24 protein-coding genes, 1 pseudogene and 3 riboswitches are annotated in these 26,164 nt (G+C 59.8%); of the genes and pseudogenes, 15 read left to right on the forward strand and 10 right to left on the reverse strand.

Annotated elements, in window-relative coordinates:
- Positions 1-51 precede the first annotated feature (51 nt).
- Entirely contained in the window at positions 52-366 is a 315-nt protein-coding gene (locus LPB405_RS09165; RefSeq protein ID WP_080974196.1) for a lactococcin 972 family bacteriocin, read from the reverse strand.
- Between the two features lie 359 nt (positions 367-725).
- Here LPB405_RS09165 and LPB405_RS03835 point away from each other — a divergent pair, with 359 nt between their 5' ends.
- From LPB405_RS03835 to LPB405_RS03845, 3 genes are all read left to right on the forward strand, one after another.
- Positions 726-2,192 carry an NCS2 family permease gene (locus tag LPB405_RS03835; RefSeq protein ID WP_219101950.1) on the forward strand — a complete coding sequence of 489 codons (1,467 nt, stop codon included), beginning with the start codon at positions 726-728 and terminating at the stop codon, positions 2,190-2,192.
- Between the two features lie 346 nt (positions 2,193-2,538).
- Positions 2,539-3,987: an NCS2 family permease gene (locus tag LPB405_RS03840; protein ID WP_219101951.1), complete on the forward strand. Its 1,449-nt coding sequence runs from the start codon at positions 2,539-2,541 to the stop codon at positions 3,985-3,987.
- Between the two features lie 143 nt (positions 3,988-4,130).
- Entirely contained in the window at positions 4,131-4,814 is a 684-nt protein-coding gene (locus LPB405_RS03845; protein WP_257604974.1) for a hypothetical protein, read from the forward strand.
- A 216-nt stretch (positions 4,815-5,030) separates the two neighbouring features.
- Here LPB405_RS03845 and LPB405_RS03850 read toward each other — a convergent pair whose 3' ends face one another.
- Positions 5,031-5,474 (reverse strand): YchJ family protein, encoded by a 444-nt coding sequence (locus LPB405_RS03850; protein WP_219101952.1) that lies wholly within the window; start codon positions 5,472-5,474, stop codon positions 5,031-5,033.
- A gap of 166 nt (positions 5,475-5,640) precedes the next feature.
- Positions 5,641-7,068 (reverse strand): LLM class flavin-dependent oxidoreductase, encoded by a 1,428-nt coding sequence (locus LPB405_RS03855; RefSeq protein WP_219101953.1) that lies wholly within the window; start codon positions 7,066-7,068, stop codon positions 5,641-5,643.
- Between the two features lie 113 nt (positions 7,069-7,181).
- A riboswitch (SAM riboswitch) is annotated at positions 7,182-7,290 on the reverse strand.
- Between the two features lie 175 nt (positions 7,291-7,465).
- A riboswitch (SAM riboswitch) is annotated at positions 7,466-7,563 on the forward strand.
- Between the two features lie 4 nt (positions 7,564-7,567).
- On the opposite strand from LPB405_RS03855, the gene LPB405_RS03860 reads away from it, so the two are divergent.
- The 4 genes from LPB405_RS03860 to LPB405_RS03875 all read left to right on the forward strand — a co-directional run bounded on the left by LPB405_RS03860 (position 7,568) and on the right by LPB405_RS03875 (position 12,914).
- Positions 7,568-8,404 carry an ABC transporter ATP-binding protein gene (locus LPB405_RS03860; RefSeq protein ID WP_219101954.1) on the forward strand — a complete coding sequence of 279 codons (837 nt, stop codon included), beginning with the start codon at positions 7,568-7,570 and terminating at the stop codon, positions 8,402-8,404.
- Between the two features lie 64 nt (positions 8,405-8,468).
- A complete protein-coding gene (locus LPB405_RS03865; RefSeq protein ID WP_219101955.1) occupies positions 8,469-9,533 on the forward strand; it encodes an aliphatic sulfonate ABC transporter substrate-binding protein in 1,065 nt (354 codons plus the stop codon).
- Positions 9,533-10,375, forward strand: a complete 843-nt coding sequence (locus LPB405_RS03870; protein WP_219101956.1) for an ABC transporter permease — start codon at positions 9,533-9,535, stop codon at positions 10,373-10,375. The genes LPB405_RS03865 and LPB405_RS03870 overlap by 1 nt, the downstream gene beginning before the upstream one ends.
- A 276-nt stretch (positions 10,376-10,651) precedes the next feature.
- A riboswitch (SAM riboswitch) is annotated at positions 10,652-10,786 on the forward strand.
- Between the two features lie 4 nt (positions 10,787-10,790).
- Positions 10,791-12,914: an AMP-binding protein gene (locus LPB405_RS03875; protein WP_219101957.1), complete on the forward strand. Its 2,124-nt coding sequence runs from the start codon at positions 10,791-10,793 to the stop codon at positions 12,912-12,914.
- 144 nt (positions 12,915-13,058) lie between these two features.
- Here LPB405_RS03875 and LPB405_RS03880 read toward each other — a convergent pair whose 3' ends face one another.
- The gene (locus LPB405_RS03880) at positions 13,059-14,147 is read right to left on the reverse strand and encodes a C4-dicarboxylate ABC transporter substrate-binding protein (RefSeq protein WP_219101958.1); all 1,089 of its coding nucleotides are present in this window, start codon (positions 14,145-14,147) and stop codon (positions 13,059-13,061) included.
- A gap of 232 nt (positions 14,148-14,379) precedes the next feature.
- On the opposite strand from LPB405_RS03880, the gene LPB405_RS03885 reads away from it, so the two are divergent.
- From LPB405_RS03885 to LPB405_RS03895, 3 genes are all read left to right on the forward strand, one after another.
- Entirely contained in the window at positions 14,380-15,231 is an 852-nt protein-coding gene (locus LPB405_RS03885; protein WP_219101959.1) for a transcriptional initiation protein Tat, read from the forward strand.
- A 397-nt stretch (positions 15,232-15,628) separates the two neighbouring features.
- Positions 15,629-16,321, forward strand: coding sequence for an SDR family oxidoreductase (locus LPB405_RS03890; RefSeq protein WP_044151027.1), 693 nt, complete (start codon positions 15,629-15,631; stop codon positions 16,319-16,321).
- Positions 16,322-16,771: 450 nt separating this feature from the next.
- Positions 16,772-17,380, forward strand: a complete 609-nt coding sequence (locus LPB405_RS03895) for a DUF1269 domain-containing protein (protein ID WP_219101960.1) — start codon at positions 16,772-16,774, stop codon at positions 17,378-17,380.
- A 175-nt stretch (positions 17,381-17,555) separates the two neighbouring features.
- On the opposite strand, the pseudogene LPB405_RS03900 reads toward LPB405_RS03895, so the two are convergent.
- Together LPB405_RS03900 and LPB405_RS03905 are read right to left on the reverse strand one after the other, a co-directional pair.
- Positions 17,556-17,693, reverse strand: a pseudogene (locus LPB405_RS03900) (C4-dicarboxylate ABC transporter substrate-binding protein); the annotation flags it as partial.
- A 155-nt stretch (positions 17,694-17,848) separates the two neighbouring features.
- Entirely contained in the window at positions 17,849-19,432 is a 1,584-nt protein-coding gene (locus tag LPB405_RS03905; RefSeq protein ID WP_219101961.1) for a DHA2 family efflux MFS transporter permease subunit, read from the reverse strand.
- 281 nt (positions 19,433-19,713) lie between these two features.
- Between LPB405_RS03905 and LPB405_RS03910 the strand changes: the two genes are divergently transcribed.
- Positions 19,714-20,031 carry an acylphosphatase gene (locus tag LPB405_RS03910; RefSeq protein WP_049334014.1) on the forward strand — a complete coding sequence of 106 codons (318 nt, stop codon included), beginning with the start codon at positions 19,714-19,716 and terminating at the stop codon, positions 20,029-20,031.
- Positions 20,032-20,067: 36 nt separating this feature from the next.
- On the opposite strand, the gene LPB405_RS03915 is transcribed toward LPB405_RS03910, so the two are convergent.
- Positions 20,068-20,700, reverse strand: a complete 633-nt coding sequence (locus tag LPB405_RS03915; RefSeq protein ID WP_219101962.1) for a GNAT family N-acetyltransferase — start codon at positions 20,698-20,700, stop codon at positions 20,068-20,070.
- A 226-nt stretch (positions 20,701-20,926) separates the two neighbouring features.
- On the opposite strand from LPB405_RS03915, the gene LPB405_RS03920 reads away from it, so the two are divergent.
- The 3 genes from LPB405_RS03920 to LPB405_RS03930 all read left to right on the forward strand — a co-directional run bounded on the left by LPB405_RS03920 (position 20,927) and on the right by LPB405_RS03930 (position 22,630).
- The gene (locus LPB405_RS03920) at positions 20,927-21,508 is read left to right on the forward strand and encodes a peroxiredoxin (protein ID WP_049347064.1); all 582 of its coding nucleotides are present in this window, start codon (positions 20,927-20,929) and stop codon (positions 21,506-21,508) included.
- 3 nt (positions 21,509-21,511) lie between these two features.
- Positions 21,512-22,042: a carboxymuconolactone decarboxylase family protein gene (locus tag LPB405_RS03925; protein ID WP_049340203.1), complete on the forward strand. Its 531-nt coding sequence runs from the start codon at positions 21,512-21,514 to the stop codon at positions 22,040-22,042.
- Between the two features lie 162 nt (positions 22,043-22,204).
- Complete coding sequence (locus tag LPB405_RS03930; protein WP_257604975.1) at positions 22,205-22,630, forward strand: GNAT family N-acetyltransferase; 426 nt, start codon at positions 22,205-22,207, stop codon at positions 22,628-22,630.
- Positions 22,631-22,780: 150 nt separating this feature from the next.
- Here the strand turns inward: LPB405_RS03930 and LPB405_RS03935 are convergent, their stop codons facing one another.
- Complete coding sequence (locus LPB405_RS03935) at positions 22,781-23,425, reverse strand: L-alanine-DL-glutamate epimerase (protein WP_219101964.1); 645 nt, start codon at positions 23,423-23,425, stop codon at positions 22,781-22,783.
- Positions 23,426-23,841: 416 nt separating this feature from the next.
- Here LPB405_RS03935 and LPB405_RS03940 point away from each other — a divergent pair, with 416 nt between their 5' ends.
- Positions 23,842-24,633 carry a trimeric intracellular cation channel family protein gene (locus LPB405_RS03940; RefSeq protein WP_049340196.1) on the forward strand — a complete coding sequence of 264 codons (792 nt, stop codon included), beginning with the start codon at positions 23,842-23,844 and terminating at the stop codon, positions 24,631-24,633.
- 100 nt (positions 24,634-24,733) lie between these two features.
- Here the strand turns inward: LPB405_RS03940 and LPB405_RS03945 are convergent, their stop codons facing one another.
- Both LPB405_RS03945 and LPB405_RS03950 read right to left on the reverse strand, forming a co-directional pair.
- Entirely contained in the window at positions 24,734-25,483 is a 750-nt protein-coding gene (locus LPB405_RS03945; RefSeq protein WP_105361079.1) for an amino acid ABC transporter ATP-binding protein, read from the reverse strand.
- Positions 25,476-26,150 (reverse strand): amino acid ABC transporter permease, encoded by a 675-nt coding sequence (locus LPB405_RS03950; protein WP_012904266.1) that lies wholly within the window; start codon positions 26,148-26,150, stop codon positions 25,476-25,478. The genes LPB405_RS03945 and LPB405_RS03950 overlap by 8 nt, the downstream gene beginning before the upstream one ends.
- Between the last annotated feature and the right edge of the window lie 14 nt (positions 26,151-26,164).

The following is a 26,164-nucleotide window of genomic DNA, read 5'->3' on the forward strand; positions in this document are numbered from 1 at the left end:
GCGGACGCTTTTACAGCGCCCGCCCACGTATCCGTTTATGTGCCTACAGGTTTAGCAGACACGGTAGTGATAGGAAGGGTGATGGTACAAGAACAAATTTCCCCAGGTCCATTTCGATGCCCGAGAAGTTTCACCAGCACGAGTATCTACGGAGCGGACAGTCCCGACCACAGTAGTAACAGTAGAACCATGACAACGATCGTTATGGTGATAATCAGAGAAGGCACGGTTACCGACCCACTCAACCCCATAATTCCAATCGCCGCCCTCATGCGGCTTCTGAGTACCGGCCAGGGCGGCTGCCCCAACACCAGTTGCGAGTGCCCCCGACATGGCGAGCACAGCGAGTGATTTCATGACTTTCATAGTCTTACCTTTCGGTAGAACTTTCCCCTTTGCAGGAAATATATTTTGCTCTTCCGTCCTGTGTGTGGTAACAATACTAGCACTACAGTGAAGAAAATAATATAGTTTTTCAGAATATTTAGATTTAAAACATATATTTTTTTACTAGTCAGCGGATTTTAGAGTTTTTACCCTGCCTTAATCAGGCTTCCTGAACGAAAGCTGGGAATTTCCTGGATTAACGCTTAGAGAAACTTTAACCGTAGAATATTTCGGTACAACAGTGTCACCTCCCCAACACACCGGGAAGTGGCACTTTTTTATGCGGGATCGGAACCCCGAACCCCGCCCCGACTATGAGTATCTACGGATTTTCACGAATGTCTTCTGAGAACACCGCGGCTCCCCAGAACCCCAAGGCAGAAGCCAAGGGCGCACTGGACCGTTACTTCAAAATCACTGAGCGAGGCTCCACCATCGCCGCCGAATTCCGCGGCGGCCTCGCCACCTTCTTCGCGATGAGCTACATCGTCGTGCTGAACCCCCTCATCATCGGCCTCGGCAAGGACGCATCCGGCAACGCCCTCGGTGTACCGCAGGTCGCAGCAATGACCGCACTGGTCGCAGGCGTCATGACCATCCTCATGGGCGTCGTCGCCAAGCAGCCCTTCGCCATGGCGGCAGGCCTCGGCGTGAACGCACTGCTGGCAACCACCATCGCCTCCACCCCCGGACTGACCTGGCCCGCCATCATGGGCCTCGTCGTATGGGCTGGTGTGCTGATGACCATCCTCGTGCTGACCGGCTTCCGCACCGCAGTGTTCAACGCGGTTCCCGAATCGCTCAAGGTCGCAATCGTCGTCGGTATCGGCTTCTTCATTGCCTTCATCGGCCTCGTCAACGCAGGTATCATCCGCCGCATGCCCGACGCAGCCGGCACCACCGTGCCCGTCTCCTTCGGCGTCAGCGGCCACCTGCTCGGCTGGCCCACCCTGGTCTTCCTCTTCGGCCTGTTCCTCACCATTGCGCTGTTCATTCGCAACGTGAAGGGTGCAATCCTCTACGGTGTGCTCGCCTCCACCGCCCTCTCCATCATCCTGGAGAAGGTCGTGCCCTCCGGCAGCTCGGTTAAGTCCCCCACCGGCTGGTCCCTGAACGTCCCCGTCTGGGACTCCAACACCAGCAAGCTGCCCAACTTCTCCCTGTTCGGCTCCGCTGACCTGTTCGGTGCCTTCGGCACCCTCGGCGGCATGGCAGCAGTTCTGCTGATCTTCACCATCCTCATCTCCGCGTTCTTCGACGCAATGGGCACCTCCGTCGGTCTCGCAACCGAAGCAGGCACCATCAAGGACGGCCAGATCGAGAACGTCGACAAGGTCCTGCTCGTGGACGCCCTCGGCTCCGTAGCCGGCGGTGGCACCTCCTCCTCCGCAAGCCAGATCTTCGTGGAGTCCGCAACCGGTATCGGCGCGGGCGCACGCACCGGCTTCGCAAACATCGTCACCGGCGCGCTGTTCCTCGTCGCTATCTTCCTGACCCCGCTGGTCACCATCGTGCCCTTCGAAGCTGTTGCACCCGCAATGGTGTTCGTTGGCTTCCTAATGATCCGCCAGGCAGTGAACATCGACTGGAACGACTGGGGTCTGGGTATCCCCGCGTTCATGACCATCATCTTCATGCCCCTGTCCTACTCCATCGCGGACGGTATCGGCGCAGGCTTCCTGTCCTACGTCTTCATCCGCCTGGTGCAGGGCCGCAGCAAGGACGTGCACTGGCTCATGTACGTGGTTTCCGCAGTGTTCCTCATCTTCTTCGCTAACGGCCTGATTACCGGCTGGATGCACTAAATACATCGGGTGCCTCACCCTCCCACGTGGAGGCGCGGGCGCCATCAGGGCGGGGTATCGGCACCTTCGGGGTGCCGGTACCCCGCCCTGCGCTATTCTTCCCTCTACCCCAACTACCCAATTCTGGGTTGCAGGGGTCGGGGAAACACCACATCACCGACTGAACCGCCGCACACAACGCGTTTCAACGGCACAAGCTAGGAGGCGGCGCCTACAATGGTTGAACCATCGTGGCGCCCAACCCGAGACTTACCCGCGAGCCTAGCCCGTGAAATTTACCTGCGAGCTTTACCCGCGAAACCGGCGGCGCAACAGTACACACCGAACAACATCAACGGATCCTCACATGTCTGAACCCCAGAAGGCGGCAGCGCCCACCAGCGCACTTGACCGCTACTTCAAGATTTCCGAACGCGGCTCCTCCATCGCCGCAGAATTCCGCGGCGGCCTCGCCGCATTCTTCGCCATGAGCTACATCGTGGTGCTGAACCCCCTCATCATCGGCCTCGGCAAGGACGCATCCGAACGTACCCTCGGTATCGCACCTGTCGCGGCTGTGACCGCGCTGGTTGCTGGCGTGATGACCATCCTCATGGGTGTTATCGCCAGGCAGCCCTTCGCCATGGCGGCTGGCCTGGGCGTGAATGCGCTGCTCGCCTCCACCATTGCCACCACCCCGAACCTGACCTGGGCAGACATCATGGGCCTGGTCGTTCTTGCCGGTCTGATCATGACCGTTCTGGTGCTCACCGGCTTCCGTACCGCGGTGTTTGAGGCGGTCCCCGAGTCGCTCAAGACCGCGATTGTGGTCGGTATCGGCTTCTTCATTTCCTTTATCGGTCTGGTCGACTCCGGCATTATCCGCCGTATGCCTGACGCTGCCGGCTCCACCGTTCCGGTGACCCTCGGCGCGGGCGGTCACCTGCTCGGCTGGCCCACTCTCGTCTTCCTCTTCGGTCTGTTCTTCACCATCGCCCTGTTTATCCGTAACGTGAAGGGCGCGATTCTGTGGGGCGTGCTCGCCTCCACCGCACTGTCCCTGATTCTGGAGGCGGTTGTCCCCTCCGGTTCCGTGACGAAGGCGGCAACCGGCTGGTCCCTGAACGTGCCTTCCCTAGCGGACATGGAGTTAACCACCCCGAACTTCTCCCTCATCGGTTCCGCTGACCTGTTCGGCGCATTCGCCCACATCGGTCCGCTGGCTGCCTCGCTGCTGGTGTTCACCATTCTGCTGTCCGTGTTCTTCGACGCGATGGGCGTTTCAGTGGGTCTTGCCACTGAGGCAGGCACCATGAAGGACGGCAAGGTTGAGGACATTGACAAGGTCCTGCTCGTGGACGCTTTCGGCTCCGTTATCGGTGGTGGCGCGTCCGGTTCGGCGAACCAGATTTTCGTGGAGTCCGCTACCGGTATCGGTGCGGGTGCACGCACCGGCTTTGCGAACATTGTGACCGGTGTGCTGTTCCTGCTGGCAATTTTCATCTCGCCGCTGGTCACCATCGTTCCCTTTGAGGCGGTTGCTCCGGCGCTGGTCGTGGTCGGCTTCCTGATGATCCGCCAGGCCGTGAACATTGACTGGACCGACTGGGGTCTGGGTATTCCGGCGTTCTTGACCATCATTTTCATGCCGCTGTCGTACTCGATTGCGAACGGTATTGGTGCCGGCTTCGTGGCGTACACCTTTATTCGTCTGGTGCAGGGCCGCGGCAAGGACGTGCACTGGCTGATGTACCTGGTGTCCGCGGTGTTCGTGATCTACTTCGGTATGGGCATCATTAACGGCTGGACTAGCTAAGTCCAACAGTCTACATATTTGCTGAGGGCAGGTTCCTGAGGCGGCTGAGAACGTAAGTTTTCAAGCTGCCGAAGGACCTGCCTTTTGTGTATCTGGTTCGCTCATGTACGTTCCTTATCGTGCCTGGATGCGGGCGCAATTTCATGGCAGAATCATTCCGTTTCCGGTATGATTCTGCCATGATGTCCGTTCAAGAGTATGCCCAAGAAGCTCAGGTTTCAGAGCGAAGCGTGCGCGCCCGCTTAGAACGCGGAATGCTCCAGGGGCGTAAATTGGGAAGCCGCTGGGTTGTCGACGCTCTCCCCGCAGCGCACCGCAGTAATGCTGGCCGCCCTATTTCCTTCGATGCATTCAACGCTTTGGCTCGCTACTGTGACGGGCAGTCGTCTGTTTTATCTACTGAGGAACGCCGCAGGGCAAAAGAACGCGCCTCAGCAATTCAGGAACAGGGCCCAGGGTCTGTTGAGCGATACCGAGCCCGCCGCGGCTTGAAGGTACATCATCTTCAGGCTCCTCCCGCTGAGATTCCGGCAATTTTGGAAGACCCTGCACTCTCCCTTACCGGCATTAGTAGCGATATTTCGCAGGTGTACGGCTCAATGGTGGATGCATACGTTTCAAGCCAGGATTTAGAGAACATCATTTTTCTCTACAATCTGCTTCCAGCTTCCGCGGATTCAGCGAACGTCATCTTGCGTGAATGCGATGAGCCGCCCCATATTCTTCCCCTGCACGTGGCGGTAGATCTTCTAGATTTGGGGGATTCGCGAAGCACCGCTGAGGCAGAGCGTATTCTTCAAGATTCTGTTTTCAAGGAAGCGTCTTAGTCATGACTGCATCACCTATTTTGATTCCTGCTATTGGGGCAGAACGCGCCTCATGGCTTGGTCTGGCTGATATTTCAGATTGACTTTGAAAATCTTCTAAAAGACAGAAGCTAACCAAAACAAGAAATGGCAGAATCGTTCCGGTTTCGGAATGATTCTGCCATTTCTTCTATGCCCACACTCTGCACGTATGAGAGGCAGGGAAAGTTACGAGATTTAGCGGACGTCACCATCCACATAGAACCAGGCGCCGCCCACCTTCTCAAAGCGCGACAGCTCATGCATGCTGCCCTTCACCCGCTGCTCCGCAGGAACGCCCGGCACCGAACGGTAATACGCAACGAACTCCACCGTACCGGACGCATCAAACGGACCACCCGAAGAAGCCAGAATATCCAGACGATACCAGCGGATATCATCCTCCAGATCCAAAGCGGGCGGGCGTGTACTCGGATGCCAGCTCGCCAGCAGGTACGCCGCATCCCCAGTCGCAAACGCGGTAAAACGCGAGCGCATCAGCTGCTCCGGCGCGGGAGCAGTCAGCATGCCGGAGGCGGCAAACTCGCCCAGGAACCTGCCGCAGCAGGCGCCGTACACCTCGCCGCTCGAGCAGGGGCATCGGTCATCATGGTTAAGTTCAACCTGGTTCAGTTCAGTCATGCCAACCAGTATAAAGAACGCGCCGCATCAAGAAAGCCTGCATCAAAAGCACAGCGCAAAGAAACGCCCGCTCCGCCGAGGATACAAATCCTCCAGTAGAACGGGCGTTCTTATTTTCAATCGTTAAGTTTGAGCGAACCTACACGGTACGCATCAGCGGCAACGCTTATTCGGCAATCGCGCGAGCCGGGGTGTCAGCAGCCGAAGGCTTGCCCACGTATGCGCCGCGGTACTTAGCAGCCGGGTGGCTGTCAGCAACCTTGGTGTGGCCCTTACCGAAGATGTTCTCACGCAGGGTGTTGCCCTCGTACTCGGTGCGGTAGCGGCCGCGCTTCTGCAGCTCGGGAACAACGTACTCGATGAAGTCCTCGAAGGAACCCGGGGTGACGTGGTACGCCAGGTTGATGCCGTCCAGGCCGCCCTCGTCGATCCAACGCTCCAGCTCGTCAGCAACCTGAACCGGGTCACCAACAATGACCTCGCCCATGCCGCCGAGGGTGACGTGCTCAGCGATGGCCTTGCGGGTCCACTTCTTGTCCTTCGCCTGCAGGGTGAAGGGGGTCAGGAAGGACTGAATCGACTCGGTCTGCACGTAGTTCAGGACCTCGTCCTCGTCGAACTGGGACAGGTCAACGCCGGACCAGCCGCCGAGAATGGTCTGTGCAGAGTCGAGGTTGATGTACTTCTTGTAGTCCTCGTACTTTGCCTTTGCCTTCTCCTCGGTCTCATCCACGATGATCGAAAGCATTGCAAGGATCTTCACGTCGTCGCGGCTACGGCCCTGCTCCTCTGCAGCGGCACGAATACGGTCGGTCACAACGCGGGTCAGGTCCGGGCGCAGGGCGCTGATGAACACAGCCTCAGCGTGCTTACCGGAGAACTGCTGGCCACGGCTGGATGCGCCAGCCTGGAAGATCACGGGGGTGCGCTGCGGGCTCGGCTCGGTCAGGGAGATGCCGGGCACGGAGAAGTACTTGCCCTTGTGGCCAATCGGGTGGACCTTGGAGGGGTCAGCGTAGATGCCGCGCTCGCGGTCCTTGATGACTGCGCCGTCTTCCCAGGAGCCTTCCCACAGCTTGTAGCAGACGTCCAGGAACTCGTCAGCGATGTCGTAGCGCTCGTCGTGCGGGATCTGGGTGGGCAGACCCTGGTTCTCAGCAGCCGACGGCAGGTAAGAAGTCACAACGTTGAAGCCGACGCGGCCCTCGGTCAGGTGGTCGAGGGAGGCGTAGCGGCGAGCCAGGGTGTAGGGCTGCTCGAAAGTAGCGGCAGCAGTCACGCCGAAGCCGAGGTGCTCGGTCACTGCAGCCATTGCAGAAATCTGGGTTGCGGGGTCATTCACAGGAACCTGAGCGGCACCCTCAATGGCGGGAGCGGCAGAGTTCTTGTACACGTCGTAGACGCCGACCACGTCAGCGATGAACACGGCGTCAAACAGGCCTCGCTCAAGGGTCTTAGCCAGGTCAGTCCAGTACTTGATGGTGTTGTACTCGGTTGCACGGGAACTCGGGTGACGCCAGAGGTCGAAGCTCTGGTGACCAATGCAGGTCATCTCGAATGCGTTAACTACGATGCGCTTCTTCTGCTCAGCCATCGATTTTCCTTTCGCGAATGATCGGGGACGATCGGGTTTGGACCCTGCACCCCGCGCGCCGCCTCCTGATGCCTTCTGCGTTCGGTGGTGGCCTTCGTGCAGGTGGCGCGTTCGCGCCGTACTTGCCTCATTCCGTTGAGGCCAGATCATCATCTGGGGCACCCCGCTACGGGAGAGGGTTGCCGCCCGGCTAGCCAGAGCTTAGCGCCGGGACTCATGATCTCGTTGTTTGAGTGTACGGGGCGCGCGGGAGGGAGGTCACGTTTGTGACGAAAAAATCTTTTTGTGACGTAGAACCGAAATATTTCGTGACAAATGCGAAATAAAGAGTCATAGAAATTCACACGCGCCCACTGGGTTGATTGAGGCGTGGCACAGCCCATAGGGTTGAAGGAGCAAACCATCCAGAGCGACTGAGAGACCTGGCTCCACGACGTCGCAGCAACCGGCACGGATTCTTCCGCCTCCCGGTGCTAACGCCAGGACCGATGGAAGTGACATGACACTCAACAGCGCAGTAACTGACGTACCCACCAGTGAAAACACCGGCCGACACGCCGTATCCACCGCCGCAGTCCCCCTGAGCTTTGAAGACGTCGGGCAATCTTTCCCCGTGCCCGGCGGAATCCACGAAGTTCTTCGCGGAGTCTCCTTCACCGCAGCCCCCGGCGAGATTATCTCCGTCATCGGCTCCTCCGGATGCGGTAAATCCACCCTCCTGCGTGCAGCAGCAGGACTGAACCGCATCACCGCAGGTACCGTGCGTATCGGCGAGAAGGCAGTGACCGGCCTCGACCCCCGCGTAGCTATCGGCTTTCAGGAACCGCGCCTGCTCCCCTGGCGCACCGTCGCCGACAACGTGGCGCTCGGACTGCCGCAGGGCACCAAAAAATCTGAAGGCGCAGCATCCGTAGCGCGCCTGCTCGACCTGGTCGGCCTGGGCGAATACGCAACCCACCGTCCCAAGGAAATTTCAGGCGGTATGGCTCAGCGCGTGTCCCTGGCGCGAGCGCTCGCACGCAACCCCGGCGTGCTGCTGCTCGACGAGCCCTTCGGTGCTCTGGACGCGCTGACCCGCATCAACATGCAGGATTTGCTGTTGGACGTGCACCGTCAAGACCCGACCACGATTCTGCTGGTCACCCACGATGTGGAAGAGGCGCTGTACCTCTCTGACCGGGTTATTGTCCTCGGTAAGGACACCCCGGAGGCGCCCGCCACCATCCAGCGCATTGTGACCGTTGACCGCTCTCACCCGCGTGACCGCGCCGATGCAGAGATCACGGCGCTGCGTAGCGAACTGTTGGCTGAGCTCGGCGTGGAAGATAACGCCTAAAGCCGTCACGAAACGCATTTTCTACACATCACATCATCATCTTCAGAAGCGAAAAGATTTCATCATGACTTATTCCCCGTCTCGTCGTACCGCCCTCAAGTCCCTTGCCGCAGCCGCCACTTTTGCTACTCTGCTCAGCGCCTGCGCCGGTGAAGGTTCCGGTTCCGCTAACGCCTCCGGTGCTGCCGGTGGTGGCAATCAGAACACCGTGACCATTGACTACGCGACCTACAACCCGCTGTCCCTGATTATCCGCAAGAAGGGTTGGCTTGAGACCGCCCTCGCCGCGGAGGGTAAGAAGGTTGAGTGGGTCAAGTCGGCTGGTTCGAACAAGGCGAATGAGGCGCTGCGTAGCGGCAATATTGATGTTGGCTCGACCGCCGGTTCGGCGGCGCTGCTGGCACGCGCTAATGGCTCCCCCATCAAGGTCATTAGCCTGTACTCGCAGCCGGAGTGGTCGGCTCTGGTGACCCGCAAGGATTCGGGCATCACCAAGGTTGCGGACCTGAAGGGTAAGACCGTTGCCGTGACCAAGGGTACCGACCCGTACTTCCTGCTGCTGCAGGCGCTCAAGCAGGAGGGTATTTCTGCGTCGGATCTGACCATTCAGAACCTGCAGCACGCTGATGGCCGCACCGCCCTGGATAACGGTCAGGTCAACGCGTGGAGCGGCCTGGACCCGATCATGGCTGCCGCCGAGGTGGAAAGCGGCGACGTGCTCTTCTACCGTAACCTGAACTTCAACACCTACGGCTTCCTGAACGCAACCGAGAAGTTCATTCAGTCCAACCCGACCGCCGCACAGACCGTCGTGGACGTGTACGAGTACGCTCGCGCCTGGGCTAAGAAGAACCCCGAAGAGGCAGTGAAGATCGTCGAGGAGGAGTCCGGCATTAAGCACGAGACCGCCCAGGTCGTCATGGAGCGCACCCACCTGGATATTGACCCGGTTCCGGGCGCTAAGCAGGTTGAGGTTCTGAAGGGTGTCGGCCCGATTCTGGTCGAGTCCGGTGACGTTCCCTCCCAGTCCGACGTGGACAAGGCACTGAACAGCATTGTGGACGACCAGTTCGCGAAGAAGGCTAACAGCGCAGCCGTCGAGAAGATCGCAAAGGTGGTTGAGAAGTAATGACCGCCCCAACGGTTACCGCCGCCTCCGGCGCTCGCGCTGAGCGTGCCGAGAAGCGTGCCTCTTCCGTAAAGCTGCCGTCGAACCCGTTCGCCGGTAAGCAGTACCTGGGCCTGATTCTTCCCCTGGCGCTGATTGCCCTCTGGTACATCCTGAGCACGAACGGCGTGTTCACCCAGGTTCAGCTACCCTCCCCCGACCGTGTGGTCAGCGCCGGTGTTGAGCTGGCGCAGCGCGGTGAGTTGGGCCGCCACGTGGCGATTTCTACTCAGCGTGTGCTGATTGGTTTCGGTATTGGTGCCGTGCTCGGCCTGGTGCTGGGTGCGCTGATTGGTTTGTCTGCGCCGGTGCGTCTGATTGCCGCGCCGACCATTGGTGCACTGCGCGCGGTGCCGTCCCTGGCGTGGGTTCCGCTGCTTCTGCTGTGGATCGGTATTGGTGAGAATTCCAAGGTGACCCTGGTTGCTATTGGTGCGTTCTTCCCGGTGTACACCACGGTTTCTGCGGCTCTGGCGCACGTCGACCCGAAGCTCGTGGAGGCGGCACGCGCCTTCGGTCTGAAGGGTCTGCGCCTGTTCACCACGGTTCAGCTTCCTGCGGTTCTGCCGTCGGTGGTTTCAGGTCTGCGTCTGGCGCTGGCTCAGGCGTGGCTGTTCCTGGTCGCCGCTGAGCTACTGGGTGCGTCCATGGGTCTGGGTTACCTGCTGACCGACTCGCAGAACAACGGCCGTACCGACCGCCTGCTGCTGGCTATTGTGGCGCTGGCGGTGCTCGGTAAGATTACCGACGCGCTGGTGGGCGTATTCGAACGCTGGGTGAAAGCGAAGTACCCCAGCAACTAGACACAACGCTCAGCACGCGCTGAGTTTTAGGAGAGATGTCCGCCGCGTGGTTGCTCCCGGAAGGTGAGCTAATCATCACTACGCGTCGGAGAAAGAAGTCGGCGGGGAAACCTGTCGCCTACTGAATGATGATGATGAATCCCGCCCCGCGCCCCACAGCAGTGAGCGCGGGGCGGGGTCTTTAAATATGTCGGAATATTACGAACCGATACGCAGCATGCCGAATATGACGGTCCCCTTTGCGTCCGAGCCCGGAGCGCGCTTTACTAAGAAGGCAAACCATCCAGAGCGACCGAGAGACCTGGCTCAATGACGTCGCAGCAACCCCCTCGCCAACGCACACACAGACCCCACGGTCACACAGACAGCGGCACGGCGAGCAAGGGTGCTAATGCCAGCAACCGATGGGAGAATAATGGGACTGCCCACCCCCTACTCGTTCACCGACCCGCTGAACCCCACCCCGAACCCCGCCCACGAATCTGACGAGGCACGCGTCGCGTTCTGGGAGAAGCAGGCGCAGCGCCTCACCTGGGCTGAGCCCTGGCACACCGCGCACCGCTTCGAGAAGCCGAAGTCCCTCGGCTTCGATGAGGACGGCATCGAACAGTTCAGCATCCCCGAAATTAAGTGGTTCGAGGGCGGTAAACTCAACGTCGCCTACAACTGCGTAGACCGCCATGTGGAGGCGGGCCGCGGCGATAAGGTCGCTCTCTACTTTGAGGGTGAACCCGGCGACCGTGAGGCTATCACCTACGCCGAGCTGCAGCGCCGCATCGCGAAGGCAGCGAACGGTCTGCTGTCCCTGGGCGTGCGCAAGGGTGACCGCGTGGTCATCTACCTGCCCGTCATCCCCGAAACCATTATTTTCACCCTCGCCTGCGCGCGTATTGGCGCAATTCACTCCCTCGTCTTCGGTGGCTTCTCCGCTGAGGCGCTGAAGTTCCGTGTGGAAGACACCGGCGCGAAGGTCCTCATCACCACCGACGGCCAGAACCGCCGCGGCAAGGTTGTTCCCGTGAAGGTGAACGCCGATGAGGCATGCTCCGGTGAGAACAACATTGAGCACGTGATCGTGGTGGACCGCACCAGCGCCTCCGACCCGGTTGCGCACGCGGCTGTGCCGTGGACTGAGGGCCGCGACGTCTGGTACCACAACCTGGTCGACGATCAGCCGGACACCCACGCCTACGAACTGCACGACGCCGAGGATCCGCTGTTCATTATTTACACCTCCGGCACGACCGGTAAGCCCAAGGGCCTGGTGCACACCATGGCAGGTTACCTGGTGCAGACCGCGTACACTCACGCGCTGCTGTACAATCTGCTGCCGGATTACGTGGACGAGAACGGCGTGCTGCGCCCCGACGAGCTGTCCGCGGTCAACGACCCGCAGAAGGTGGAGTCCACCGTTCACTGGTGCACCGCCGACCTCGCCTGGGTGACCGCTCACACCTACGAAATTTACGGTCCGCTGGTTAACGGTGTCTCCGAGGTGATTTACGAGGGTACCCCGAACACCCCGCACTACGGCCGCCACTTTGAGGTCATCGAACGCTACGGCGTGACCAACTACTACACCGCGCCGACCCTGATTCGTTCGCTCATGGGTGCGTTCCCGAACGGCCCGGAGCCCGGCAAGTACGACTTCTCGACCGTGCGTCTGCTCGGTTCGGTGGGCGAATCCATCAACCCGGAGGCGTGGCGTTGGCTGCGTCAGCACGTGGGCGGCGGCACCGCGGCGTTCATCGACACCTGGTGGCAGTCTGAAACCGGTTCGACCGTGTGCTCCCCGCGCCCGCACGACCCCGCATTCGCGCCCGAGGGCACCTACCCGGAGGGCACCCCGCACTGCACTCCCCTGCCCGGTTGCGCTACCCGCGCCGTTCCCGGCGTGTCCACCCGCGTGGTGGACGAGCACGGCGACCCGGTCGAACCCGGTAAGCAGGGCTTCATCGTGGTCGACAAGATTGGCCCGTCGATGGCTCGTACCGTGTGGCAGAACCCGCAGCGTTACCTGGATTCCTATTGGCGTCACTACGGCGAGCGCGGTTGGTTCCTCGCTGGCGACGGCGCGAAGGAAGACGAAGAGGGTAACGTGTACATCCTCGGCCGTATTGATGACGTGATTAACATTTCGGGTCACCGCCTGTCCACGATTGAGATTGAGTCGGCTCTGGTGACTCACCCGGCTGTGGTTGAGGCTGGTGTCTGCCCCGTGGAGGATGACCTGACCGGTCACCAGGCGGTCGCCTACGTGACGCTCACCGATGAGGGCAAGGACCTGACTGAGGATGAGCTGAAGGCGGCGCTGACCGCGCACGTGCGTGAGCACATTGGCCCGATTGCTAAGCCGAAGGATGTTGTGGCGGTTGCCGATATCCCGAAGACTCGTTCGGGTAAGATTACTCGCCGTCTGCTCGGTGAGCTGTACCAGGGCCGTTCTTTGGGCGATGTTTCTTCGCTGCAGAATGAGGAGGCTCTGAGCCACATCGCGCAGGTGCTGGTGGATACCGGCCGCGTGGTCGAGGCTGTCTAGGCTCTGTTGCTGAGCTGAGCACTGTGCTGAGCTGAAAGCTGCATAGAGTAAAGGTGCGGATACCGAATGATGATTCGGTATCCGCACCTTACTGTTTCATTGAGCAGACAAGGGTATTTATCGGCGGTGTGCCGTCCAGTCAGCCTACTTAATCAGGCCCAGCGAACGAGCGTGTTCGGCGGTAATGCCGCTCGGTTCAATGTGCTCGGGGCCCTTGTTCTTCTCGGGGTGCTCGGTCGCCTGGAAGCGGATCATCTTCACATCGTTTGCCGCGCCCAGGTTCGTGATCATGCCGTCACCGTTGAGGTCCACGGACACCGGCTCGGTGTCGATCTTGCCGTTGCCGTTGAAGTCAATCGGCTGGTTGGCGGGCTTGCCCTTGTACAGGAAGCCAGCCGCGCGGGGACCGAAGCCGCGCGCCTCGTACAGCTTCGCCTCGTTGAGCATGCGGTATTCGGCGGTGGAGTAGCCGAAGTAGCGGCTACCGTCAGCCATGGGCACGCCGGTGAGGGTGTACTGGTAGTTCATGACGCTGTAGTAGTTGGGCTTGTAGTTGATTTCGTCCCAGCCGCCGTGGCTCAGTGCGAGGTTGTGGCCGAGCTCGTGCACGAACACTGCCACGCGGATGTCGCTGCTTGCCGTGCCCCAGAAGTGCGGGCCGACGGTGACCATAAAGTTACGACCGCCGAAGTTAGCGATACCGGAGGAGTAGCTGTTGTCGTAGTAGTCGCCCCAGATCATGTAGTGGAAGGTGCCTTCGCGGGCGGGGTTGAACTTACCTTCGGTTGCCTTGATGCGGTGGAGCGCCTTGAATTCGCTGTCCAGTGCCTGGTAGCTGATTTCGTTGCCGCCGCCGAGGTTGTACTTGGCGCTGCGAGCGCTACCTGCGTCCAGGTGAATGTTCACACCGGTGGTGCCGTCGGGGTTGCGCAGGGGCAGGTCGGCGTAGATCTTGGTGATGCGGTCCAGTTCGTCTTCGCTGGGCAGCAGGCCCGCCATGTAGTCCATCTCGACGAAGATGTCCTTGTGGTTGGGGTCGGCGCCCAGTGCGGGGAAGTCGACGTCGATCTTGCCGTCGCCGTCGGCGTCGTAGCCCTTCAGTTCCCAGGTGTTGGGGATGCCATCGCCGTCGATGTCGGGGCTGTAGGCGTTTGCCGCGGGGGCTGCGATGGTGCCCAGGCAGAGCACTGCGAGGGAGGCAAGCGTGACGCGTGCGCTCTTCAGAAATGCCATGTTGTGTTCCTTAGTGTGTGGTGACCGGTGGTGTTTCGGTGGAGCTTGCCGGGAGGACGTTCTCCACGGTTTCCATGATGCTCCCGTTTCACGCGCTAGGTGAGCTGGGTGCCGTAATGTTCATACATTGAGGTAATAGTTGAGATAATTTTGAAGATGAGCTGAATTACATTAGAGTATCAGTAATTCAAATCACACGCATCACCACATTCTTAATGACAAGAGAGATCCCATGACTTCTTCCCCTAATACCGCGCGCAACCTGAACCGCCGCTCCCTCGTCAAGGGTGCCGTCTGGAGCGCCCCCGTTATCGCAACCGCCGCAGCGGTACCCGCCTACGCGGCATCCACCGACGCGCAGGAAACCCCGACCCTGAAGTTCGGTGTCTTCACCCAGGCGTTCAACTCGAACCCCTCCAACGACTTTGATACCCGCTACGGTCTGGACTCCTACACCGTGCAGGTTCCCAACATCACCGCAACCTCCACCACCCCGCAGAGCCGCGGCGGCGGCACCTTCACCCCCGGAGGTAGCGTCGGCGCCGGCCTGTACGGTGGCGCGGGCCTGTGGATTTCCGCGCCCATCAACTCCAAGGGCGAGTTCCAGGGTAGCTCCTGGCTGTACCCTCAGGCGCACCTGCAGGTGACCTTCGAGTTCACTTTCCCCACCGCCGCGGACGTCACCGACCCGCTGCTGTGGGACACCGAGAACGACGTTGAGATCCCGGCACTCGCCAAGAGTGCGGGCGGCGCAAAGACCAACAACCCCGCCGTGGCGGCGTTCAACGGCATCGCATACACTGCGAAGTTCTACGAGCCGACCATCGAGGACAACGTCTGGACCGGCGTACTGGACATCCGCACCTCCGACTACCTGGAAGCCACCGCGAAGGACGGCGTGAGCTACGCACAGGTGCTGGCTTCGCTGGTTCCGGTGTACTTCACCGAGGTGACCTCCAGCTACACCCTGACCACCACCGCTCAGATCACCAGCGGTAACGTCGCAATGCAGCTGACCGAGGGTGGCGAGTACACCTTCCAGGACCTGGCTGGTTTGCGCGCTTCGGCAACCATCAGCCGCTAACGCCACAGCAAGCAGAGAGGGGCCCGGCATCCATACTGGATGCCGGGCCCCTCGCCGTGTTTAAGGCTTGGACTATCGGGCACCGCCGGTAGCTGCTAGAGGCTAGTCCTTCGCGGGAACCAGACCCTCAGCTGGTAGCAATAGTTCATGACGCTCAGGTAGTTCGGCTTGTCGTTCACGTCATCGGTGCCGCCGGGCAATAAAAACCTAGCACTTCATCATAACGCCGTCTTGAGCCCCGCACGAGAATTCTCATCATGCGGTGCTGTTTGAGCGCATCAGCACAGGGAATGCGGGTATCTGTCGTTCTCGGGAAGCATAAGAAAAACCATAGACGTTGCGGCACAGCAAGCCTATTCTGGATATACAAGTATTTTTCAACATACAGGAGGATACGATGGCTAACGTTACGATCATTGGCGGGCACGGCAAGGTTGCTCTTCTGGCCGAGCCGCTGCTGGTGGAGCGCGGGCATGCGGTCAATGCGCTTATTCGCAGGCCGGAGCAGTCAGAGGATATTGTCACGCGCGGGGCGAACCCTGTGGTCGCTGACATTACCGCGTTGAGCACCGAGGAGATGGCGAAGCTCTTCAAGGATTTACATACAGAAGTGCTGGTGTGGTCCGCGGGTGCGGGCGGTGTAGGTGGCCCCGAACGCACCTATGCGATTGACCGTGACGCTGCGATCCGGTCGATGGATGCGGCGCGGCTGGCCGGTATTAAACGGTACGTGATGGTATCGTACCTGGGCGCGGGTTCCGGGCACGGCATCGACCCTGATGACAGTTTTTACGCCTACGCCGAGTCGAAGACGATCGCCGATGAGCACCTGCGCGGCTCGGGGCTGGATTACACGATTCTGGGGCCGGGGACGCTCACCCTTGAGGAGGCAGGCGGCATTACTCTGGGGATTGAGCCCGCCCACACGCCCGGCGCCGAATCTAATACTCCGCGGGCCACCGTTGCCCAGGTGCTGGCGGCGGTTCTTGAGGACCCGTCCACGGTTGGGAAGGCGCTCCCGTTTATTGGCGGGCCCACCCCGATAGCTCAGGCTCTCGCATCGGCGCCTAACAGCAATAAGCTGCGCTAGGGTTTGCCGGATGCACCCGCCCCGGCTGAGTGCGGACGCGTCCCGAGCCTCTTCACGGGTTTGGGGCGTGTTTTTCTCTCACGCAAGGTTGGTGCCGCATCGCTCAGTATCCTAAAGTACCATGTATTTTTAGAGCAACTGCAAGAGGTTCCCGTGGGATTCTTCGATCTCTTCGCCGACAAAACCCCGGACGAGCCCGCCGAGGCGTAGCTTACCAGGACATTTCTGGTCTGACTGCTTCGGCGACCATTACCCGCTAAGGGGCATGAGCCGCTAAGACAGCGAATTTAAAACACCAGGGGCCCGGCATCCATATTGGATGCCGGGCCCCTTTGCTTTCGGGCTCAGCCTATCGGCTGCCGCCGAGGTAAATTGTCGCAAAAAGTAGTTCCCAAAAAAAGAGAACTGTATTACAATGTATATATAGTCTTTAGGAACGAGGTACCAACTATGGAAAACCTAGTAATTTCAGTCTTTAACACCGAAAGCGAAGCTTATCAGTCCTTTGCAGATTTGAAGGCTTTCCGCCAAACTCAGACGACCAAGGTTGCTCAAATCGCCCTGGTCAAAAATGAAAACGGTCATATCGTTGAAAAAGAACGCTATGATTTTGAAGATTCAACGACGAATGCAACCCTAAAAGGTGGCTTGCTCGGTGCAGTTATCGGGCTTTTGGGTGGTCCTATCGGCGTCTTGTTTGGTTATGGTATTGGTAGCCTCAATGGTTTGGTTGCTGGTGCTACCGTTGATACGGCAGAAGCTGGCCTGATTGACGTTGTTTCTCAAAAATTGACTAACGGTGAAACAGCCGTTGTTGCCTTGGTGCAAGAAGACAACGAAGCAGTCATCGATGCTTACTTCACCAAGTACGACACCCAAATCGTGCGTTGGGATGTAGCAACCGTCGTAGCCGAAATCGAAGCAGCTCTGCAAGTCCAAGAAGACCTCTACAACCAGGCGCGTGCACAGATGAAGGCTGAACGTAAAGCCGAACGCAAGGCTAAGCTTGAAGAATTCAAGGCGAATGTCAAAGCAAAGTTTGACAAATTGAAAGCGTAAGCACCCAAGCATCTCATAAAAAATAGGCTATCTACTTCTGGTAGATAGCCTATTTTTTTAAAAACTAGATTTTAGAAAGAGGAAGTGAGGATTTTGGCTCAAGATCTTGAACAAATCAAGGAAGACAATGGCAAAAATACCAAACTCAAGGTGGGGATTTTAGCCATCTCTCTTTCTCCAGGTGGATGTTGATGCCGGTGGTGCCGTTCGGGTTGCGGAGGGGAAGCTGGGCGAAGGATTCGGTGATACGGTCCAGCTCATCCTCGCTAGCGAGCAGACCGGGCATGTAATCCATCTCCACGAAGATGTCCTTCTACAGCGGGTTATTGCGCTCTCACGAGGTTTCAACACCTCAGGGCAACAATAACCCGCTTCATCATACACAGAGTGCATATAGATTTTCTCCGGTATAGCACCATATCTCAGGTTATGCACCGCTTATGCCGTAAAAGCGCTCTGATAAGCCTTCTATTTAGTGTTTTCTGACTCAGGCTCTGCCTCAGCGTTCTGTGCGGCGGCTTTTGCCTCGGAGGTCTTCTTGGAGGCGTAGAACAGGCACACGACCGCGCCCACCGCCGCGGCAACCAGGGGTAGCATCATGGAATCAGCCATTGCCGCCGCGTAGGGTTCACGCAGGACCTGCGGAAGCACGCCTCCAGCAGCACCGCCGTGAGAGCTACCGCCCGCTGCGGCAGCCGGGCCCAATGCGGACAGGTGCGAGGTAATCGCAGAAGCCATAATCGTCGTAATCGCAGCCGAACCGAGCACCGACGCCATCTGACGAGTCTCGTTATACACGCCCGAACCGGCACCGGCACGCTGCGGCGGCAGGTTACGGGTCGCAGACACCGACAGCGGACCCCAAATGCAGGCGTTCGCCGCGCCCAGAATAATCATCGGGCCAACCATCAGCCACAGGTTGCCTTCCGCAACCATCGTCGGGCGGAGCAGGGCAAAACCAACAACCAGCAGCGTAAAGCCAATTACCGCAATCCACTTCGGGTCGTTACGGTTCAGACGCGCACCCACCACCGGCGCCAACGCGCCCGAGAACAACGCCATTGGGGCGGTCATCAGCGCAGCCTGGGTCGGGTCCAGGCCCTCCACCTGCTGCAGGTACAGGGTCAGCGGGAACGCCATACTGATAGCAACCACACCCATAGCGGAAATAGCCACATTCGACACGGAGAAGTTACGGTCACTGAAAAGGCTCAGCGGAACCAGCGGCTCACGCGGGTTAATCGCTTGCCACCCGATGAACAGGCCCAGCACCAGAATGCCGGCAATAATCAGGCCCCACACGCTCACCGGAACACCGGTGCCCATGAACGAGTCAGTGATGGTGCCCCAGTCGTAGGTGGAGCCTTCCTGAATGCCGAAGACCAGCAGGAACAGGCCGACCGCCGACAGGACCACGCCCAGCCAGTCGAAGCTGTGCTTCTTCTGCTCAAACACCGGCACGTTACGCCACGCCAAGAACAGACCGACCAAACCCACCGGAATGTTCACGAAGAAAATCCAGCTCCAATTCAGGGCATCCACGAGCACGCCGCCCAGAATCGGGCCAACCAGCGAGGCGACACCCGCCGTCGCACCCCAAATACTCATCGCAACACCGCGCGCATTCGGCGGGAACATCAGCGTAATCAGAGACATGGTCTGCGGGGTCATCAGCGACGCACCCAGGCCCTGCACCACGCGGGCAGTAATCAGCGATTCAACGTTCGGTGCCAGACCACACCACAAGGAAGCAAGCGTAAAAATAGCCATACCGATCATGTATAGGTTCTTCTGACCGAAGCGGTCACCCATACGGCCGGTAATGAGCAGCGGCACCGCATACGCCAGCAGGTAGGCGCTCGTCACCCACATGCCCGCCGACAGCGACGCATCCAAATCCTGCAGCATGTGTGGCAGGGCGATGGTGACAATATTGCCGTCCACCAGAATCATGAAGAAGCCAACAACCAGGGACCAGAGAGCAGGCCAGGGCTTGTACGGTGCCTTCGCCGGGTTACCGACGAGAGGCGCTTTCTTGGGGCGGGAACTCATGATCCTCCAGTGGATGAGCGTTGCGGGTACAGTCTGCGTGTTCAGCGTTGCCGCTAATAAATATCACCCCATCTTACTCCCCTTGTGGGCACGGCTCCGGTTGCTCTACCCTAATTCAGCTGTTCACGACGCGTGCGCGAGGCAACCAGGCAACAGGCGCCCTGATGCCACCCCGAAGCACTCTGAACCCACTAGACTGAAGCTATAAAGCTAATCCGGGCGCCGCAACCGGCGCTCACCCCCATCAAACCACCCTCAACGAGACGACCACGGGAGGACCCATGGGTTTCTTTGATTTCTTCACCGACCGCACCCCGGCAGAACCCGCCGAAATCCGCCTCGTCGCTTTCGTCAGCGGCAAAGTGCAGGGCGTGGGCTTCCGCTGGTGGTGCGCCGGAACCGCCAAGCCCATGGGGCTGACCGGCTACGCCGAAAACCTCGACGACGGGCGCGTGAAAGTCGTTGCGGAAGGTACCGCCGTCTCCTGCGCTCGCCTGGTAGATATTCTGCGCGGCGGCGACACCGCGGGCCGCGTGGATGAGGTGCTCGTCGAGTGGGAGGAGCCGTCCGGCTCGTTCCGCGGCTTCGGCATCAGGTAGCGCGGACTAAAGTAGCGCGGTTTAGCTAGCCCAGAGCTAGTCAGACCAGAGCGCCGCGAACTGGGCGCGGGTCATATCGGCGCGGCGCACCCGATGCTGCACCGGGTGGCCGTTCTCGTCGGGGCGGCCGGAGCTCGGGTCAATATCGTCGTAGATGCCGGTGAAACCCGCCTTAACCGCCACCCGTTCCGAGGGCTCGTTACCCGCCAGGGCGGTCCAGCGCACACTCTCAAGACCCAAGCCAAGCGGGTCGAAAGCGTAGCCGAGGACGGCTCGCAGCGCCTCGGTCATATAGCCCTTTCCGCGCGCCTTCGGAGCTGCGTAATAGCCCAGTTCGGCGCGAGTTCCGGGGCTTTCGGGGGTACCGTCAGCCAAGCGCAATTCAATGGTTCCGGCAAACACGCCGGAGGCGTCAATCGCCCAACGCTGAATCTGCCCGGCGGCAATCTGTCGGATGGTGGTGAGCAGGTAGTCCTCGGCGTCAGCGCGCGTGTAGTTCAAGGGAATGCGGGTGTAGCGGAGGGTTTCTTCGTCGCGGCAGGATTCCACGATGTCGGGGATATCCGCCTCGCGCAGGTGGCGCAGGGTGAGGCGTTCGGTAATGAGTTCGGGCTGGTTGGGCTCTACGTGTTCGCTGTGCTCAGAAAAGTCGCTGTGTTCGGGGGTCATGGTTCGAGCTTAAACCCTCGGGTTTGTGCGTCGGAAAAGCTTTTGTGAACATCCCAGAATATTCAGTGACGCAAATCACGACTTAATACTCGCATTTTCACCCGTCATCACTTGATTATTATGAATTATTCATAATAAAATAGTCATCGAGCCCGCCCATTGGGCACCACTTAGAACAAGCGCCGCGCAACGAATCAGCGCGGCACGAAATAGAAAGAAGAACACCATGGCAGTTCTGACCATCGGCGACCAGTTCCCCGCATACGAGCTCACCGGCGTTGTCCCCGGTAAGCTGGCTGACATCGAAGCAACCAAGCCCGAAGACTACTTCACCACCGTCTCCTCCGAGGGTCTGGACGAAGGCACCTGGCGCGTCGTCTTCTTCTGGCCGAAGGACTTCACCTTCGTTTGCCCCACCGAGATTGCAGCATTCGGCAAGCTCGCTGACGAGTTCGAGGCGCGCGACACCCAGGTAATCGGTGTTTCCGTTGACAACGAGTACACCCACTACGCATGGCGCCGCTCCCACGAAGAGCTCCTGGACCTGCCCATCGTCATGGCATCCGACCTCAAGCGTGAGCTGGTCAGCGCACTGGGCGTCCTGAACAAGGACGGCGTTGCAGACCGTGCAACCTTCATCATCGACCCCCACAACACCATCCAGTCGGTCTCCATTACCGCTGATTCCGTCGGCCGTAACACCGACGAGGTGCTCCGCCAGCTGGACGCACTGCAGTCCGACGAGCTGTGCGCATGCAACTGGCAGAAGGGTGCAGCGACCATCGACGCATTCAAGGAGATGAAGTAATCCATGAGCATCGATAACCTGCGTTCGGCTCTGCCTTCCTACGCGAAGGACATGAACCTCAACCTGTCCTCCCTGCCCCGCATCACCTCCCTGACCGAGCAGCAGCTCTGGGGCGCAATCCTCGCAACCGCAGCAGCAACCAAGGTTGACTCTGTTGTTGTTGAGATTGCTGCAGAGGCTAAGGAGCACCTGAGCGACACCGCTTACGAGGCTGCTCTGGGTGCTGCGACCATCATGGGCATGAACAACATCTTCTACCGCACCCGTGGCTTCCTGCACGGTGCATACGATGACCAGCGTGCAAACCTGCGCATGCAGATTATCGGTAAGAACGGCGGCATTGAGAAGATGGACTTCGAAATGTTCGCGCTGGCAGTGTCCGCAGTCAACGGCTGCTCCCACTGCGTTGAGGCTCACGAGCACACCGTGCGTGAAGAGGGCGCAACCAAGGAGCAGGTCAACGACCTGATCCGTATTGCTGCAACCCTCGGTGGCGTGGCACAGGGCATTCAGCTGGCTGAGGCACTGGGCTAAACCCACTAAGCGTTAGAGCTTACACAAAAGCGGCGCATCCACCCCATCACGGGGTCGGATGCGCCGCTTTTATGTGCACATCAAGCCCTGCAACGTGTTGGGCGGCAGCTTCCTAGCTCCCCCGATTTGGCGCTATACAATGCCTGTATGCGGTACTGTATTTTGGACTCCACCAGCCCCCTTCCCAGCGTGGAAGAACTTACCGAGCTCTACGACTCTGTCGGGTGGAGCGCCTATACCAAAACGCCCGAACGCCTCATCCCGATGCTGGAAGGCTCACGCTATCTCTACACCGCACGAGAGACAACGCCTGAAGGAACGGGACGGCTCATCGGGCTAGTACGCGCCGTCGGAGACGGTCAATCTATCGCCTACATTCAGGACCTTCTGGTACATCCGCACGCCCAGCGTCAGGGCATTGGTTCTGCGCTTCTAAAGCGTGCCATTGATGACTTTGACCGAGAAGACATTCGACAGCGACTCATTACTACCGACGCTGCTAGTGAACACGCCATTGCGCTCTACAAACGCTACGGTTACGCCCCCGTAGAGGCCGCAGGATGCATCACTCTTGCATGCTATCGATAAGGCAATATCGCATGCGGCTTGATACGGCTCAACTCGTTCAAACTGGCTGAGGCACTGGGCTAAACCCACTCAGCGTTAGAGCACACACAGAAGCGGCGCATCCACCCCATCACGGGTCGGATGTGCCGCTTTGTTTTAGCTGCTTTTGTTTCAGCTGGTCGACGAGTCCGCTCGCAGGGCGGCGTCCCAGCCGTTCGCCAGGCGCGTCGCCGCGGCCACCAGAGCCGCCAAATCCTCGGCGTACACCGGGGTCGAGCGCACGCCCGCGCACCAATCAATCGTGCCCAAACCCAGCCAGGGCTTACCGGGGAAGAACTCGCGGCGTAGCGCCACGCGGCGCTTACCCAGGACGCGGCGACCCGGCACGTACCCGCCGCGGCTGATGAACAACGCCTCGCGGCCATCGGACTCCACCAGCGCCTCCAGGGCCCTCAGCGCAGGAACCCAGCTCGGCTCCCCCACGCTCGCCAGGTCGGCCAGTTCGGGATACTCGCTCTCGTGCTCCGCCACGCTCACGCCCAGGATGTACTGGTAGCGCACCTGCCCGAGCTCCTGCGGCAGGCCGCGGTCGGCGGTCTGAATCGTACCGCACAGGTGCCGAATGACCGGCTCACCCTTGACGTTCACGCCGGCCAGAGGCTCGCCGTCCCGGTAGATTGCGGGGCCGTCCAGGTAGAGCCCCACCGCGCCGGTACCCGTGATGTTGGGGCGCACCGACCAGCCGGGAAGCGCCTCCTCCAGACGGGGTACAATCCCCTGCAGGACCCCGAAAACTTCGCCGCGAGATACCGCCACAGCGGCTCCTTTCACCTTACGCAGATTTCGTCTAGTCCCAGCTTAGCGAGCGTTCCGGCTACGCGATGGCAACCACACCATGAGCGCCGACAGCGCCGTGCCAGCAATGGCACACCATGTGGCGCCAAGCGCAAAAACAATCCTGACAGCATTGGGGGTGGGAGATTCACTCATTCTACGCCCACCTTTTAGCGCGCCCACAAGCTTCTTGATTCCATCTCAGAGCTCGTCATGAGCACTTTTCAACTAGGAGCAGGAGCGGCGGCGGGTCTACAATAAATCGGTGCCAATTCAGGTACGCGCACAGGCAGACAGAGCCGGATGCGGTGATAACGTCGTCACCCGACCCCCCCGTTGCGCGCGCCTCCCCCTACCGGCACCCGCAGCACACGCATCACGTACGCAGGAGAACGCCCATGCACGAGTTCTTTGACCCCGATCAGGTATTCCGCATCGTCGACATTGCCGCCGTTGTCGCTAACGGCCTGCTCGGCGGTGCTGTGGCGCGCGCCTTCCGATTCGATATCGTGGGCTTCCTGCTACTCGCGGTCGCCTGCGGTATGGGCGGCGGCATGATTCGTGACGTGCTACTAAACTCGGGCCTGCCCGTGGCGCTCACCGACGGCGGCTACTGGGTGGGTGCTATCGGCTCCTCGATTCTGGCGTACAGCATCGATTTGAGTGCCCGGTGGGCGACCCGAACCATGCTCATCATTGACTTCATCGGTATGGGCGCGTGGGCGGCAACCGGCACCATCAAGTCCCTGAACCTGGGTCTGCACTGGCTGCCCGCTATCGCACTGGGTGTGACCACCGCGGTCGGTGGCGGCGTTATCCGTGACATCATGGTCAACCGTATTCCGGCAATCTTTGGTGGTAACTCCCTGTACGCTACTGTGGCGTTTGTGGGTGCCGCTGAGACCGCCCTCGTGACCGGCCTATTCCACCGCCCGAACCTGGCGATGGGTCTGTCCATTCTGCTGTGTTTGGTGCTGGGTGTGCTCTCCCATATGAAGAATTGGCAGCTGCCGACCACTCCGGCTGAGCTTCGTGTGCCTCGCCCGCGCCTCTTCAATTTTGGTAAGCAGGAGGACCGCACCGTCGCTAATGAGGGCTGGTCGCCCGGTGAGCCGCTCACTGAGCAGCTTGAGGTTATTAACGCTGAGCAGCTGGAGGAGTACCGCCGCTCTAAGGGGCTTTCAGAGTAAGAGCCAATATATGCTAAATATAGAATATGGGCTGGTTTCCGCTAGTCAGATGCTTATCTGACGGGCAGAAACCAGCCCATATTTACTATGTACAGTACGGCTAAATCGTGTACTCGGTGCTGTCGTACACGGTCAGGAACTTGCGGATACGCTCATCGTCCGAGGCGAAGAAGCCATTCGGCTCGCCGTTATAGCGCAGGGTACCGTTCTCCAGGAACACGATACGGTCCGCAACCTTCTTCGCGAACGCCATATTGTGCGTCACGATGACCAGGGAGCGCCCCTCCTTCGCCAGCTGCATGAGCACGCGAATAACCTCCGCCTCCAGCTCGGGATCCAGCGCACTCGTCGGCTCATCAAAGAGCAGGTAGGAGGGTTCCAGCGCCAGGGCGCGGGCAATCGCCACGCGCTGCTGCTGACCGCCCGAGAGCGACTCCGGGTAGGAGCCGGTCTTATCGGCTAGACCCACCTTGGCGAGCAGCTCGCGGGCGCGCTCCTCAGCCTGCTTGGCGTCCAGGGTGCCGTTGAGGGTCGGGGCGAGCGCCACGTTCTTCAGCGCCGTGTAGTTCGGGAACAGGTTGAACTGCTGGAACACCATCGCCGAGCGGGAGCGAATATCACGCACCTGCGCGTCGGTGAGCTTCTGACTGTAATCCACCTGCGCGTCATCAATGGTGAGCGTGCCGGACTGCGGGGTTTCCAGCAGGTTCAGGCAGCGCAGCAGGGTCGACTTGCCGCTACCGGAGGGGCCCAGAATCACCGTGGTCTCACCGTCGGGGATGTCCAGGCTGATGTTCTTGAGCACCTGCGTCTCGCCGAAGCTCTTCGACAGGGAATCAACGCTAAGCATTGTTGCTCCTCACGTAACGGTTGCTGTACTTCTCCAGCGCCGACTGCGCGGCGGTCAGCAGAGTGAAAATCACCAGGTAAATAATGGCGACTTCGGAGTACATTGCCAGCGGCTCGAAGGTACGCGACGCGATCTGCTTACCGGTCTGGAACAGGTCAACCATCGAAATAACCGACACCAGCGAAGTGCCCTTAATCAGGTCAATAAAGTTGTTGCCCAGGTTCGGCAGCGCGATGCGCACCGCCTGCGGAATCACCACGTGGCGCAGGGTCTGCATGCGGGTGAAGTTCAGGGTTGCCGCCGCCTCAAACTGGCCACGGGGAATAGCCGCCACCGCGGAGCGGAAGGTTTCCGCCACGTACGCGCCGGTGTGCAGGCTCATCGTGATGATCGCGGCACTCCATACGTCCAGTGCGATACCGACCTTTGGCAGGCCGTAGAAGACGATGAACAGCTGAACCAGCAGCGGGGTGCCACGGAAAACCCAAATGTACACCCACGCCAGCCAGTTCACCGGCGCAAAACGGCTCGTACGCGCGCCAGCAGACACAATGCCGACCAGCAGCGCCACCGCGAACGAAATCAGCGACAGCGGGATAGTCACTGCCAGGGTCGAGCCCAGCAGCTGAGGCAGGGACTCAGCCCAAAGATTCAGGTAGCGTTCCATGAACGGAACTCAGC

This window comes from Rothia mucilaginosa, from assembly GCF_019334805.1.
In the GTDB taxonomy this organism is placed as follows: Bacteria; Actinomycetota; Actinomycetes; order Actinomycetales; family Micrococcaceae; genus Rothia; species Rothia mucilaginosa_C.